This window comes from Streptomyces sp. NPDC094448 (assembly GCF_044763775.1).
Taxonomy (GTDB): domain Bacteria; phylum Actinomycetota; class Actinomycetes; order Streptomycetales; family Streptomycetaceae; genus Streptomyces.
The window spans coordinates 243,321-256,617 of the sequence record NZ_JBIWGU010000009.1 but is presented as its reverse complement, the minus strand read 5'-3'; the positions used below and the strand labels follow the sequence as shown (position 1 = coordinate 256,617).

Sequence of the window (13,297 nt, the reverse complement as noted above, 5' to 3'; positions counted from 1 at the left end):
TCACGATGGACCCCGGGAGCGGACCATGAACGTTGTGACCCCGGCAGGCGGCGACAGCGTGGCGGCCCACTCCTGGCCGGCCGTACTCGACTCCCTGCTCACCGACCACGACCAGAGCGCGGATGCCACGGCGTGGGCGATGGACCGCATCCTGAGCGGTGAGGCGACCGACGCGCAGATCGCCGGTTTCGCGGTGGCGCTGCGGGCCAAGGGCGAGACCGTGGCGGAGATCTCCGGTCTGGTACGCACGATGTATGAGCACGCTCATCTCATCGACGTGCCGGGCCCCACGGTGGACATCGTCGGTACCGGCGGCGACGGCGCCAAGACCGTCAACATCTCCACGATGGCGTCGATCGTGGTCGCCGGGACCGGCGCCAAGGTCGTCAAGCATGGCAACCGCGCCGCCTCCAGCGCGTCCGGCGCCTCCGACGTCCTGGAGAAGCTCGGCGTCAATCTGGAGCTGACGCCCCAGCGGGTCGCGGAGGTCGCCGAAGAGGCGGGGATCACCTTCTGCTTCGCGGTGAAGTTCCACCCGGCGCTGCGGCATGTGGCGGCGGCGCGGAAGGAACTCGGGATCCGGACCACCTTCAACTTCCTCGGCCCGCTGACCAACCCCGCCCGGGTCGGGGCGCAGGCGACGGGCGTCGCCGACGCCCGGATGGCCCCGATCATGGCCGGGGTGCTGGCCGAGCGGGGCTCGTCGGCGCTGGTCTTCCGCGGTGACGACGGTCTGGACGAACTGACCACCACGGCGACGTCCCGGGTCTGGATCGTCCGTGACGGCACGGTACGGGAGGAGGCGTTCGACCCCCGTGACGTCGGCATCGACCTCGTCCCCGTCGAAGCCCTGCGCGGCGCGGACGCCGCCTACAACGCGGAGGTCGCGACCCGGGTGCTCGCGGGGGAGCGGGGGCCGGTACGGGACGCGGTCGTGCTGAACGCGGCGGCGGCGCTGGTCGCGCTGGCACCGACGGACGAGCCCCTGACGACCCAGATCGCGGCGGCGGCGGCCCGTGCGGCGGACTCCCTGGACTCGGGAGCGGCATCGGCGACGCTGACCCGCTGGATCCAGGCCACGAAGTAGCCTCCGGCCCGGGCGCGGGAAACGGCAGGGCCCTGGGCCCCTGCGGCTGCCCGACGGAGGCCCACGAGGGTGTGCGGGAGATCTCTGATGCCACGGTCACCCGCCCCACCCGGGCTTTGACGGCAGGCGCCGGAACCGGCGATGTCTGCTCCCGGCCGCGGGCCGTCGGTGGCTTGTCGCGCAGTTCCCCGCGCCCCCCAAGACCTTGTCCTCATTCCGCCGGAGAGGGAGACCTCATGGACGGCGACCGATTCAGGGGCGGGACGACCAGGTAGGGGCGCGGGGAACTGCGCGAACGGCCCATGGCGGCTCGCAGCCGGCAAACAAGCCCTGCAGACACTGCACTCGCCGCGGACCGACTCGTTACGGGACGGCACCGGGCCGAGGCCGGGCCCCGGGACGGCCGGGTTGTCCGGATACCGGACGGGGTTGCGAGGTCGCAGGCTGTCGCATACGGTTTGGGCCAGGTCATGAGTGACAGCGACTACGGCCCCGGCCCGCTGTCCGGCAACCCTCCGTCCGTGGCGGGGTGCCCCGGGTGAAGACCAGGCCGTGGGCAGCGAGGCCCGCGGCAAGCGCGGACCCCTGCTACACCCTGGGGTCCTGGTCCTCAAGGGAGCAGCCTCGTGAGCAAGCGAATGCGATAGGGCCTCGTAGCCCCTTCTTCAGCACCTCCCCGTACCCCGGAACGCCGTGCGCCCGAGCACCACGCGCCTCCTCCGTCTGCCGTGCGGGGCTTTTGAAGCCTTCATTCCGCCTGCCCTCCCGGGAGAGTTCGCCATGTCCGCATCCGTGTGTCCGCAGCCCGTCGCCACCACCACCGCCCCCGCCGCGACCACCGCCTCCGCTCCCCTCCCCGTCCTCGGCAGCGATGTCACCGTGCCGCTCGTCACCGGCGGCGAAGTGACCTACGCCGCGCTCGACTACGCCGCCAGCGCCCCCGCCCTCCAGCGGGTCTGGGACGATGTCGCCGCGTACGCGCCGTACTACGGCAGCGTCCACCGGGGCGCGGGCTATCTCTCCCAGCTCTCCACCGACCTCTTCGAGAACAGCCGCCGCACCGTCGCCGAATTCCTCGACTGCCGCGACGGCGACCAGGTCGTCTTCACCCGCTCCACCACCGACTCCCTGAACCTCCTCGCCGCCGCCCTCCCCGCCGGCTGCCAGGTCTTCGTCTTCGAGACCGAGCACCACGCGTCGCTGCTGCCGTGGCGGGATGCCCGGGTGACGTACCTCAACGCGCCGCGGACCCCCGGCGATGCCGTGACCACCCTGGAGCGGGCCCTCGCGGACCGGGACCCGTACGGCCCGGCGCTGGTCTGCGTCACGGGCGCCTCCAACGTCACCGGCGAGCTGTGGCCCGTCAGGGAACTCGCGGCCGCCGCGCACGCCCACGGCGCCCGGATCGTCCTCGACGCCGCGCAGCTCGCCCCGCACCACCCGGTCTCCGTCCAGGAGCTGGACGTCGACTGGGTCGCGTTCTCCGGACACAAGCTGTACGCGCCCTTCGGCTCGGGCGTCCTCGCGGGCCGCTCCGACTGGCTGCGCGCGGCCGATCCGTACCTCGCGGGCGGCGGCGCCTCCCGCAAGGTCGCCCGCCGCGCCGACGGCGGCGTCGAGGTGGAGTGGCACACGACGGCCGCCCGCCACGAGGCCGGTTCGCCGAACGTCATCGGCGTCTACGCGATCGCCGCCGCCTGCCGCGCCCTCACCGAAGCCGGCTTCGACGGTCTCGTCGCCCGCGAGCAGGCGCTCGTGGACCGCGTCCGCGCCGGCCTCGCCGAGGTCCCGGAGGTCAAGGTCCTCTCCCTGTTCGGCGACGACGCCCCGCGGGTCGGTGTGATCTCCTTCGTCGTCGAGGGCTGGAACAGCTCCCACTTCGCCGCCGCGCTCTCCGCCGAGTACGGCATCGGCGTCCGCGACGGCCTGTTCTGCGCCCACCCCCTGGTCCGTACCCTGCTGGGCAGCGACCCCCAGGACCCGGGCGAGTGCGGTGCCCCCGAGGCCGAGCCGGGCGAGCGGTCGCTCAACGCCATCCGGGTCAGCTTCGGCGCCGGTACGCCCGACGAGCACCTGGACCGTTTCATCGGCGCCGTCCGCGAGCTGGTCACCGACGGCGCCCGCTGGTCCTACCGCACCGAGGACGGCCGGTGCGTCCCCGACCCCGGCACCGCACCCGCGGCGGCCCCCGCGCCGACCGGCTGACGCTCCGGGATCCGCGTCCCGATCAGCACCATCCGCAGCGCCCGCTCGGTCGCGTCGGTGAGGAACTCCCCGCCGCGGCCGAGGGCCTCGGTCAGGGTCACCGGAGCCGGCAGTATGCCGCTGTACGCGTCCACCCCCGCCGACCGCACCTGGTGCGCGCCCTCCCCGATCGTGCCCGCCAGGGCCAGTACCGGACGGCCGTACCGCTTGGCCCGCCGGGCGACCTCGGCGGGCACCTTGCCGCGGGTGGTCTGGTGGTCGAGCGCCCCCTCCGCGGTGAGCACCAGATCCGCCCGGGCCAGCCGGGCGTCGAGGTCGAGATGTTCGAGCAGCACCTCGAACCGCGGCAGCAGCAGGGCGCCGAGCGCCGCGAGCCCCGCGCCGAGCCCGCCGGAGGCGCCGGTCCCCGGGCCCTCGTACAGATCGGCCCGGACGTCCAGATCCCGGGTGAGGACGTCCGCCCAGTGCTCCAGCGCCGCCGACAACTGCTCGACCTGCTCGGGCGTCGCACCCTTCTGGGGGCCGAAGACCCGGGCCACACCCCGCTCGCCGCAGAGCACGTTGAACGGATTGCAGGCGACGCGGATATCGGTGCGGCCGAGCCGCGGGTCGAGACCGGAGACGTCGATCCGGTCCAGCCGGAGCAGCTCCCGCCCGCCGTGGGGGAGTTCCGTGCCGTCCGCGGCGAGCAGCCGTGCCCCGAGGGCCTGGAGGGCGCCCGCACCGCCGTCGGAGGTGCCGGAGTCGCCGCAGCCCACGAGGATCTCCCGGGCGCCCTCGTCGAGCGCGGCACGGATGAGTTCCCCGACGCCGTACGTCGTGGTGGCGGCCGGGTCCCGCAGCTCGCGCGGGACCAGCGACAGACCGGCGACCGCGGCCATCTCCACCACGGCCGTGTACTTGTCGAGCATCGCGAAATGTGTGGCGACCGGCCGGCCCGTGGGCCCGGTGGCGGTCAGCCGGACGAGCCGCCCGCCCGAGGCGGCGGCCAGCGCTTCGGCGGTGCCCTCCCCGCCGTCCACCAGGGGGATGAGGTCGATCTCGGCACCGGGCACCACCCGGCGGACCCCGGCGGCGATGGCCTCGGCCGCGGACTGGGCGGACAGGGACTCCTTGAAGCCGCTGGGGGCGACGGCGAAACGGGTCAGCATCGTATGAACTCCCGGTACGGGTGAGGAACAAGTGAGGGTGAGGGGCGCGGACCGGCCGTGGCTCAGGGGGTGACGGGAACGCCGGCCAGGGGCCAGACCGCCACCGCGAACAGCAGCACCAGCGCGGCGGTCATGGGCGCCAGCACCGCGGACATCCGCAGCAGATCGCGAGGGGTGTACGTGGGGATATCCGGTATATCGGAGTAGAGGGTGACGGGCTTCGCGGAAGCGGGCAGCGTATGGCAGAACCCGGCGGCCGCCGTGGACGCCAGCGCCGCCGCCACCGGGTTGACCCCGGCGCCCACGGCCGCCGCCACGACCAGCGGCACCAGTACCGAGGAACGGGCCGAACGGGACTGCAGGACGAGGTGCGCCAGGGTCGACACGACCACCACGACGGCCAGGAAGGCCCACGCGGGCACATCCAGCGGTACCCCGCCGACCAGCCACTTCGCGGCCCCGGAGTCGGCGAGCGCGACACCCATCGCCATCGTCGCGGCCATGAAGAGCAGCATCGACCAGGGCACGGTCTTCAGCGCATCCTTCAGTCCGACGGTCCCCAGCGCGGGCGATGCGGCGACCACCGCGCCGATCAGCGCGACCACGGCCGGCGGCACCCGGTGCAGCGGTTCGCTGCACCACAGCGCCACCACGGTGGCCAGCAGCAGCGCACAGCGCGCCTCCGCCTGCGACCAGGGCCCGGTGACCGGGGCCTCGGTGTGCTCCTGGATCTCCTCGGCGGTGATGTGCACGGGGCCGGTGCGGTCCGCCCGCTTCGTGGTGGTGAACAGCACCACCTCGGCGGCCAGATGGGAGGAGACGATCGCCAGCGGCAGCCCGATCAGCAGCCATTCGGCGAAACCGATGCTCTCCCCGGTGGCCTCCCAGAGCACGGACACCGTGATCAGATGGGCGCCGGCGCCGATGAGGGTCGCCACCGCGGAGAGCAGGATCACCGTCGGGAACAGCAGCGCCAGCATCACCACCAGCCGCTTCCGGTCGGCCAGCGCCTTCGCCAGCGCGATGAACACCGGCAGCGCGAGCGCCGCCCGCCCGGAGGTCGCGGGCACCGCGAAGGCCGTGACCACCAGGGCCGCGGTGGTCAGATGGACGAGCTGGCGGACCGTCCGGGCGCCGGTGACCAGAAAGGCCGCGGCCCGGCCGGCGAGCCCGGTCCTGGCCACCGCGGCGGCCAGGACGAAGGCGCAGATCAGCAGCCAGACCGTGTCGTCGCCGAGGGTTCCGAAAAGGGTGTCACTGGTGATCACCCCGGTCGCCGTGAGCGCCAGCCCCGCACCCAGCGCGATATAGGTGTCGTCGATCGGGGTGCCGATCCAGGCGCAGGTGGCGATGGCGAAGACGCCGAGGGTGATCCGGGCGTCGCCGCCCAGTCCGGGGAAATTGCCGGGAACGACGAGCAGCGCGCAGATGCTGAGCGCCACACAGAGGGTCGCGGCCTGTCGCAGGTTCAGTGTCACGGAATAGAGGTTTCATCCGTGCGGTGAGCACTTCATGAGCCGTTGATGAAAGGAACTTCACCAAGCCGTACGGCCGGGAGCGCATCGCGGTACGGCGGGTGGCGCGCGGAAGCCGTACGGCGTGTTCACCGTACGGCTCCCGATGGCTGCGCCCCGACGGGCCGGGGTCACTCCGGCAGGCGGTAGCCCATGCCGCGGACCGTCTCCACCCGGTCGGCCCCCAGCTTCTTCCGCAGCGCCCGGACGTAGACGTCGACGATGTTGGAGCCGGGGTCGAAGTCGTACCCCCAGACATGGGAGAGGATCTGCTCCCGGGACAGCACCTGCCCCGGGTGGCGCAGGAAGAGTTCCAGCAGGACGAATTCACGGGCCGTCAGATCGACCAGCCGCTCCCCGGAGCGGGCCCGGCGGGTCCGCAGGTCGAGGGTGAGTTCGCCGTTGCGCAGTACGGTGACCTCCGGCGCGCGGGCGGCCGTGCGCAGCCGCAGCCGGACCCGGGCCAGCAGCTCCTCGAAGCGGAACGGTTTGGTCATCCAGTCGTCGGCGCCGCCCTCCAGACCGGCGACCGTATCCCGTACGGAGTCCCTGGCCGTCAGCACGATCACCGGCACCGATACCTGGGCCTCGCGCAGTTGGCGCAGCACGGTGAAGCCGTCCCGGCCGGGCAGTCCGATATCGAGGACGACCAGATCGAAGCCGCCGGTCACGGCGTAGTCGTAGGCCGCGTCCCCGTCGTGGACGACGCTGGTGGTGAAGCCGTTGGCGCGCAGTCCCTTCTCCACGAACGACGCGATGCGTTCCTCGTCCTCGACGATGAGTATCCGGCTCACGGGGTCGCTTCCTTCTGGAGTACGAGAACGAAGGTGGCGCCGCCGCCTCCGGTCGGGCGCAGTTCGACGTGCCCGCCGTGCCCTTCGGCGATGGCCTTGACGATGGCGAGCCCCAGCCCGGCGCCGGTGGCCCGGGAGCCGCGGCGGGCGGTGCCGCGGCGGAACCGCTCGAAGATGACCTCGGCGTCCTGCGGCTGAACGCCCGGCCCGCTGTCGGCGACGTACAGCTCGATGCGGTCGCCCGTATCGCGCGAGCCGATGCTGACCCGCTGCCCCATGACGGTGTGCTGGACCGCGTTCTGCGCCAACTGCACCATGGCCTGGGTGATCCGCTGCGAGTCGAGCATGACCTCGGCGTCGACCGCCCCGGCCAGCTGCCAGTCCCGTTCGCCGAGCGCCCGCGCCTTGACGAACACATCGGCCGTCAGCTCCCCGGTCTGGACCGGCTCGGGGGTGATGAAGTCCGGCCGCTCCGCCTTGGCCAGCAGCAGCAGGTCCTCGACGATCCGGCTCATCCGGTCGAGTTCCTCCATCACGATCCGGACGGTCTCCTCCCGCTCGGCCGGATCGTCGCCCATCAGCTCCAGATGGCCCCGGACGATGGTGATGGGGGTACGGAGTTCATGGCCCGCGTCGTCGACGAACTCCCGCTGCGCCGCGAACGCCCGCTCCAGCCGGTCGAGCATGGCGTTGAAGGTCTCGGCGAGCGCGGCGATGTCGTCGCGGCCCTCGACCGGGATGCGCTGGGTCAGGTCCTGCTCGGTCAACTGGGCGGCGGTGGTGCGGACGAGCCGTACGGGACGGAGGATGCGGCCCGCGACGACCCAGCCGATGCCGGTGGTCAGCAACAGGGCGATGCCGGATATCGCGAGCAGCATATGGAAGACGTCGGTCGCCTTCTCGCGTTCACCGGCGGGGTGGACGGCGACGACGAACGCCGCCGGGGGGTGGCCGCCCGCCGACTCGATGGGGACCTTCGCCCAGCGGATCTCGCCGTCGGGGCGCCGGAGGGTGCCCGAGTTGTCGCCGGAGTCGAGGATGTCTTTGAGGGACGTGGTGTCCTTGACCAGCGGACGGCGCATCTTGTGGTCGCGGCCCTGCTGCTTTGTGTCCAGCCCGTCCCTGGCGGCGGGGTTGTCGATGAGGCCGATGAGTTCTTCGTCCGGGTCCGGGTACTGGCGTGCCAGGAAGACCTTCAGCAGCGGGTTGGGGTCGGTGAACCGCTGTCCGGTGTCGGGGTCGAAGCCCTGCTGGACGAAGTTGGCGAATTCATTGGTCTCCTGGGCCAGCAGACCGTTGATCCGGTGGTCGGCGTCGCGCAGCAGCGCCGACCGGGTCGCCAGGGCCACCGCGGCGAGTGCCACGGCCATGACGATGAGCAGCCAGAGAAGGATCCGGGCCCGGGCCGAGACGGTCCGGGCCCGTGCGGTGACCCAGCGGCGCAGTGGTTCAGCCGTCGTCACCGAAGTCGTCGCCTCCCGGGCCGTCGTCGTCCCCGCCGTTGTTGCCCGGTGCGGGCTTGGTCGCTCCGCCACCCGTACCACCGCCCGTAGCACCTCCGGTGCCGCCTCCGGTGGCCCCGCCGTTCGTGGCCGGCCGGTCGGTGGCCGGGTTCCGCGACGGGGTGGCCGGGGGAGCGTCGTCGTCGCCCGGGTTCTCGCTCACCGGGGGCGCCACCGTCTCGTCGCCCTGGGCCGGGCCGGGGCTGCCGGCCGTTCCCGTGGGGCCGCCGGGCGATTCGGACTCCAGCTTCACCTTCGGCGGGACCTTGGGGGTGTCGGAGCTGTCGGTGAGGGCGTAGCTGGTCACCGCGATCCCGAGGGGGATCGCGACGACGGCGATCAGGGCCGCGATGCGGTGGGAGAAGAGCATGGTGTCGATGGTGGGAGCCGCAGGGCGTCATCCGGATGAGAAGAAGATGAAGAATTCCTCATCAGAACGTTTCCTGTAGGGAAAGCTGCTGGTGGCGAGGGTGCTGTGGCCACTGTGACGGGGGCCACGGGGCCCGCCGGGGGAGCGGCCGGATGGTCCCGGCCCGCCGTCAGGCGTCCAGGCCGATGGCGAACGCGGCTTCCAGATCGTGCTGGGAGTACGTACGGAACGCGACATGGGTGTCGGTGCCGAGGACGCCCTCGACCTTGCTGATCCGGCCCGGGATCACCTCGGCGAGATTCTCGTGCCGGGGCACCCGGACCATGGCGATCAGGTCGTACGTCCCGGTCACCGAGAAGACCTCGCTCACGTTCTCCAGCGCCGCGATCTCGTCGGCGATCTCGGGGATGCGGTCCACGCTGGTCTTGATGAGCACGATCGCGGTGATCACGGTTGGCTGTCTCCCTCGGTGGCCGCTGCTGGTGCCTTCACTCTAGCCGGACGCCGGAAACGTCCCCACGCGTAGAGGAAGCCGATCGCGAACCCCACCAGATGCGCCAGATAGGCCACCGCGGGCGAGCCCTGGCCGAGCCCCGTCGCCGCGAGCCACTGGAGTACGAACCAGAACACCAGCACCAGCCGGGCCGGGAAGCGCAGCGGCAGGAAGAAGAGGAACGGGAAGAGACTGGTGACCCGGGCTTTCGGGAAGAGGAAGAGGAAGGCCCCGAGCACCGCCGAGATCGCCCCCGAGGCGCCGACCAGGGTCTGTTCGGAGTCCGCGTTGGCGACGGCGTAGGCGGCCAGGGCCGCATAGCCGGCCCCCAGATAGAAGAGGGTGAACCGCAGTCGCCCCAGGTGTTCCTCGGTCATGGCGCCGAAGACGTAGAGGAAGAGCATGTTTCCGAGGAGATGCAGCCAGTTGCCGTGTACGAAGAGGGCGGTGAGCGGGGTGAGCAGGGCGCCCGGTGTCCCGTCGACGAGCGCGGCGGGGATCACCCCCCAGCGGGCGAAGTACGCGCCCTGGGCGGCGGTGAGGGCCTCCCCGGTGCCGTAGGAGCGGTTGAACCCCGATACCGGGCCGATGAGGAAGACCGCGCAGCAGACGGCGATCAGCGTCCGGGTGACGACCGGAGGGCCGCCGTCCGGCGGATCGGCGCCGGGAGCCGCCGCCCCGGGTGCGGGGGCGTCTCCCTCCTGCGGCGGACATCCCGCACCGGTCCCGGTGGTACGGCGCGCTCCGCGCGGGGCCCGTCGCGCCGCCGCGTCGAGTGCGCGCCGGGCCGCCTGTTGCCAAGGACTCACGGGGCAAATAATGGCGTAAGGGCATCAAGCGGTACAGAGTGCCTCGCCGTGTCACCGCACCCCCGCGAGGCCATAGAGTTACGGGCAGTACACCCGCAGTTCGACGGCGCACCGCGGTGAACGGACCAACCGCACGAACCGCAAGGATCAGACCGGATGCAACCCGTGACGAACAGGACGGACGGAACGATGACGACGGTGCCCACGCCGACGGCCGACACCCGCTGGCGCTGCACGCTCTGCGGCAACCTGACCCGCTTCGACGTGACCCGCTCCTCCAAGGTCGTGGAGTACGTCCATCTGGACCTGGCCGGAGAGCCCGCCGTCGAGGAGCGGGAGGTGCTCAGTGAGACCATCGACTCCGTGCGCTGCCGCTGGTGCAACGCCGTGGATCAGATCGAGCTGGTGGACAGGCCCGGCGCGACCTCCTGAGCGGAGGCGGCCGGGTCTCGGTTGACGGGTAGTGGGGTGACGGATCGTGGAGCAGCCTGAGAGCGGCGCCCAACCGGCCGGGCCGGCCGGTGACGCCGCGGAGGCGCTCGACCGGCCGTTGCCGGAGGGTGTCCGGCGCAGGGTCGTGGCCCTGGTCGCCGACGCCTTCGGCGGGCTGACCGTGCCGGAGCTGCCCGCTCAGCTCCGGCAGTACGCCCGCTTCACCCCCTCCCGGCGCGCCCGGCTCGCGGGCAACGCGATGGCCGCGGCGCTGGAGAGCGACCCCGTCTTCCGCCGGCGCATCGGTGAGCGGATCACCACCGCGCAGCCCGAGCTGTGCGCCGCGCTGGCCGCGGGTGCCCCGCCGGCCGCCGCCGATCCGCTGGACGTGGCCGCCGCCGCGTACATCGTGCGGCCCACCGGATGGGTGAAGCTGGTGGCCGCCGCGGGCGAGGAGGCCCAGCGCGCGGACGCCGAGCGCGCCGACGAGGCCGGACGGCTGGAGCTGGAGCGGCTCCGGGACGAACTGGCCGAGGCCCGGACCCTGACCCGCAGCGAGACCGAACGGCTGCGGACGGAGCTGGAGACGGCCCGCAAGGAAGCGGAATCGCTTCGCCGGAAGCTGCGCTCCGCCGAGAGCGACCTCAAACGCGGTGAGGCCGCGCTGCGCCGCGCGGGCACCGAACTGGACACGGCCCGAGCGGAGGCGGCGGCCCAGGTCTCCGCCGCCGAGAGCGAGACCCGCCGGCTCAAGGCCCGGCTCGGGGAGGCCGAGGCGAGCGCCGAGGCCGGGCGGCGGGCCGCCCGCGAGGGCCGCTCGATCGAGGACATGCGGCTGCGGCTGCTGCTGGACACCGTGCTCGACGCCGCCCAGGGGCTCCGCAGGGAACTGGCCCTGCCGCCCGCCTCCGTCCATCCCGCGGACACCGTGGACGCCGTGGAACCCGGCCGGATGTCGCCCAAGGACATCGCGGCCCGCGCCCTGTCGGAGACGGATCCGGCCCTGCTCGACCAGCTGCTCGCCCTGCCCCAGGTCCATCTGGTCGTCGACGGCTACAACGTCACCAAAACCGGCTATCCGACGATGCCGCTGGAGAAGCAGCGGCTGCGGCTCCTCGGCGGGCTCTCGGTGCTCGCCGCCCAGACCGGCGCGGAGATCACCTGTGTCTTCGACGGCGCCGAACTGGCCGCACCGGTGCTGCTCGCCCCGCCGCGCGGCGTGCGGGTGCTGTTCTCCAAGCCCGGGGTGACCGCCGACGAGCTGATCCGCCAGCTGGTACGGGCCGAGCCGCCGGGGCGCCCCTTGGTCGTCGTCTCCACCGACCGCGAGGTCGCCGACGGCGTCGCCAAGGCCGGGGCCCGCCCGGTGGCTTCGCTGCTGCTGCTCAAGAGGCTGTCCCGGGTCTGAAACCCGGCTCCCGGGCCCGATTCCGGAGCATCCTCGCCCCGTTGGCGCCGAACACCCCGATTTCCGCACAGTGCGCCTCTTTTGATGCCTCCTGAGGTCCTACGGTGCGGAACGGACGGTCAACTACCCCTGACACAGGGTGGGGCGAGGGTAAAAGAATGCCCGGACGGCCGGAATTTTTCCGATGAGGATTTGAACTGATCACAGGAGTATCACTAGGGTCGGGCCTCGAACCTTCGCACGGTTGATCGCCCAGCCGGGGTGACAGCGAAGAACCGCCGAATCCGCCACCGACGGCCGTTTCACGGGGGAGCCGCTCGGAGCGCAGCCGGGGACGTACGTCCCCTTCCGGCAGGCGGTGCCGAGGAGAAGGAGCCCGCCTCCGTGGCGTCCCACCGTCGTGCCAAGCAGCCGGGCCGTACCCGCGTCACCGTTCTCACCGCGACCGCCGCCGCGGCCGTCGCGCTGACCTCCCAGAGCGCCAACGCCGCCCCGCAGCCCAGCAAGAGCGAGGTCAAGGCGAAGGTCGACAAGCTGTACGAGGAGGCCGCGCAGGCCACCGAGAAGTTCAACGGCGCCAAGGAGAAGCAGGACCAGCTCCAGAAGCAGGTCGACGCCGTCCAGGACCGGGTCGCCCGCGGCCAGGACGAGCTGAACACCCTGCGCAACAACCTCGGAACGGTCGCCGCCGCCCAGTACCGCTCCGGCGGTATCGACCCGGCGCTCCAGCTCTTCCTCTCCTCCGACCCGGACACCTACCTCGACAAGGCGTCCGCGCTCGACCGGATCGGCAGCCGGCACAGCGATGCCATCGACGCGATCCAGGAGAAGCGGCGCGACCTCGCGCAGCAGCGCAAGGAGGCCCAGGGCAAGCTCGCCGACCTGGCCGAGACCCGTGAGCAGCTCGGCGCCAAGAAGCGCGAGGTGCAGGCCAAGCTGAGCGCCGCGCAGAAGCTGCTGAACACCCTCACCGCCAAGGAGCGGGCCGAGATCAAGCAGGAGGAGACCCGCGCCAACCGGGCCGCCACCAGCGCCCGGCCCGACCTCGGCACGACACTGCCCGGGTCGAGCACCGCGGCAGCCGCCTTCGCCGCCGGCCAGAGCAAGATCGGCAAGCCGTACCTCTGGGGCGCCACCGGCCCCAACTCCTTCGACTGCTCCGGCTTCACCTCCTGGGCGTACAAGCAGGCCAACGTCAAACTCCCGCGGATGTCCCAGGACCAGGCCAACGCCGGTACGCGGATCTACAAGCAGAGCGACCTCAAGCCCGGCGACCTGGTCATCTTCTACGGCGACCTGCACCACGTCGGCCTCTACGCGGGCGGCGGCCAGGTCCTTCACTCGCCGCGCTCCGGAGCCGTGGTGCGTTACGAGTCCATGAACAACATGCCGTTCCAGTTCGGTGTGCGGGTCGGCTGACGCCCGCCGCGGGCCCGTACCCGCGCCACACCCGGGCATGCCGCCCGATCGGGCGAATCTCCGCCCCCCGGACCGACCCCGCGCCCCGCCGTTGACCTGTGGTCTCCCGGCGG

The 13,297-nt window shown here is 72.2% G+C and carries 12 protein-coding genes and 1 riboswitch; of the genes, 5 read left to right on the top strand and 7 right to left on the bottom strand.

All coding sequences use genetic code 11. The annotated features are described in order from the left end of the window. Positions 1-25: 25 nt before the first annotated feature. Positions 26-1,087, top strand: coding sequence for an anthranilate phosphoribosyltransferase (gene trpD, locus ACIQ9E_RS19555; protein ID WP_403708608.1), 1,062 nt, complete (start codon positions 26-28; stop codon positions 1,085-1,087). A 466-nt stretch (positions 1,088-1,553) separates the two neighbouring features. Continuing rightward, positions 1,554-1,671: riboswitch (SAM riboswitch) on the top strand. Positions 1,672-1,867: 196 nt separating this feature from the next. Continuing rightward, the gene (locus ACIQ9E_RS19550; protein ID WP_403708606.1) at positions 1,868-3,292 is read left to right on the top strand and encodes an aminotransferase class V-fold PLP-dependent enzyme; all 1,425 of its coding nucleotides are present in this window, start codon (positions 1,868-1,870) and stop codon (positions 3,290-3,292) included. Here the strand turns inward: ACIQ9E_RS19550 and ACIQ9E_RS19545 are convergent. The 7 genes from ACIQ9E_RS19545 to ACIQ9E_RS19515 form a co-directional block, all read right to left on the bottom strand. Beyond that, positions 3,217-4,443, bottom strand: coding sequence for a glycerate kinase (locus tag ACIQ9E_RS19545; RefSeq protein ID WP_403708604.1), 1,227 nt, complete (start codon positions 4,441-4,443; stop codon positions 3,217-3,219). The two genes, ACIQ9E_RS19550 and ACIQ9E_RS19545, sit on opposite strands and share 76 nt — an antisense overlap. 62 nt (positions 4,444-4,505) lie before the next feature. Beyond that, positions 4,506-5,921, bottom strand: a complete 1,416-nt coding sequence (locus ACIQ9E_RS19540) for an SLC13 family permease (RefSeq protein WP_403708602.1) — start codon at positions 5,919-5,921, stop codon at positions 4,506-4,508. Between the two features lie 167 nt (positions 5,922-6,088). Continuing rightward, entirely contained in the window at positions 6,089-6,751 is a 663-nt protein-coding gene (locus ACIQ9E_RS19535; protein ID WP_403708600.1) for a response regulator transcription factor, read from the bottom strand. Continuing rightward, positions 6,748-8,214: a sensor histidine kinase gene (locus tag ACIQ9E_RS19530; protein ID WP_403708598.1), complete on the bottom strand. Its 1,467-nt coding sequence runs from the start codon at positions 8,212-8,214 to the stop codon at positions 6,748-6,750. The genes ACIQ9E_RS19535 and ACIQ9E_RS19530 overlap by 4 nt, the downstream gene beginning before the upstream one ends. Then, positions 8,201-8,623 carry a hypothetical protein gene (locus tag ACIQ9E_RS19525; RefSeq protein ID WP_403708596.1) on the bottom strand — a complete coding sequence of 141 codons (423 nt, stop codon included), beginning with the start codon at positions 8,621-8,623 and terminating at the stop codon, positions 8,201-8,203. The genes ACIQ9E_RS19530 and ACIQ9E_RS19525 overlap by 14 nt, the downstream gene beginning before the upstream one ends. 169 nt (positions 8,624-8,792) lie before the next feature. Continuing rightward, on the bottom strand, positions 8,793-9,074 hold the full coding sequence (locus ACIQ9E_RS19520; protein ID WP_403708594.1) for an Lrp/AsnC family transcriptional regulator: 282 nt from the start codon (positions 9,072-9,074) through the stop codon (positions 8,793-8,795). Continuing rightward, on the bottom strand, positions 9,071-9,736 hold the full coding sequence (locus ACIQ9E_RS19515; RefSeq protein WP_403708845.1) for a rhomboid family intramembrane serine protease: 666 nt from the start codon (positions 9,734-9,736) through the stop codon (positions 9,071-9,073). Before ACIQ9E_RS19515 ends, ACIQ9E_RS19520 begins: the two co-directional genes overlap by 4 nt. 378 nt (positions 9,737-10,114) lie before the next feature. Between ACIQ9E_RS19515 and ACIQ9E_RS19510 the strand changes: the two genes are divergently transcribed. The 3 genes from ACIQ9E_RS19510 (at position 10,115) to ACIQ9E_RS19500 (ending at position 13,184) form a co-directional block, all read left to right on the top strand. After that, positions 10,115-10,357 (top strand): hypothetical protein, encoded by a 243-nt coding sequence (locus ACIQ9E_RS19510; protein WP_006349738.1) that lies wholly within the window; start codon positions 10,115-10,117, stop codon positions 10,355-10,357. Between the two features lie 46 nt (positions 10,358-10,403). After that, a complete protein-coding gene (locus ACIQ9E_RS19505; RefSeq protein ID WP_403708592.1) occupies positions 10,404-11,765 on the top strand; it encodes an NYN domain-containing protein in 1,362 nt (453 codons plus the stop codon). Between the two features lie 384 nt (positions 11,766-12,149). Further along, the gene (locus tag ACIQ9E_RS19500) at positions 12,150-13,184 is read left to right on the top strand and encodes an NlpC/P60 family protein (RefSeq protein WP_403708590.1); all 1,035 of its coding nucleotides are present in this window, start codon (positions 12,150-12,152) and stop codon (positions 13,182-13,184) included. The last annotated feature ends 113 nt before the right edge of the window (positions 13,185-13,297 follow it).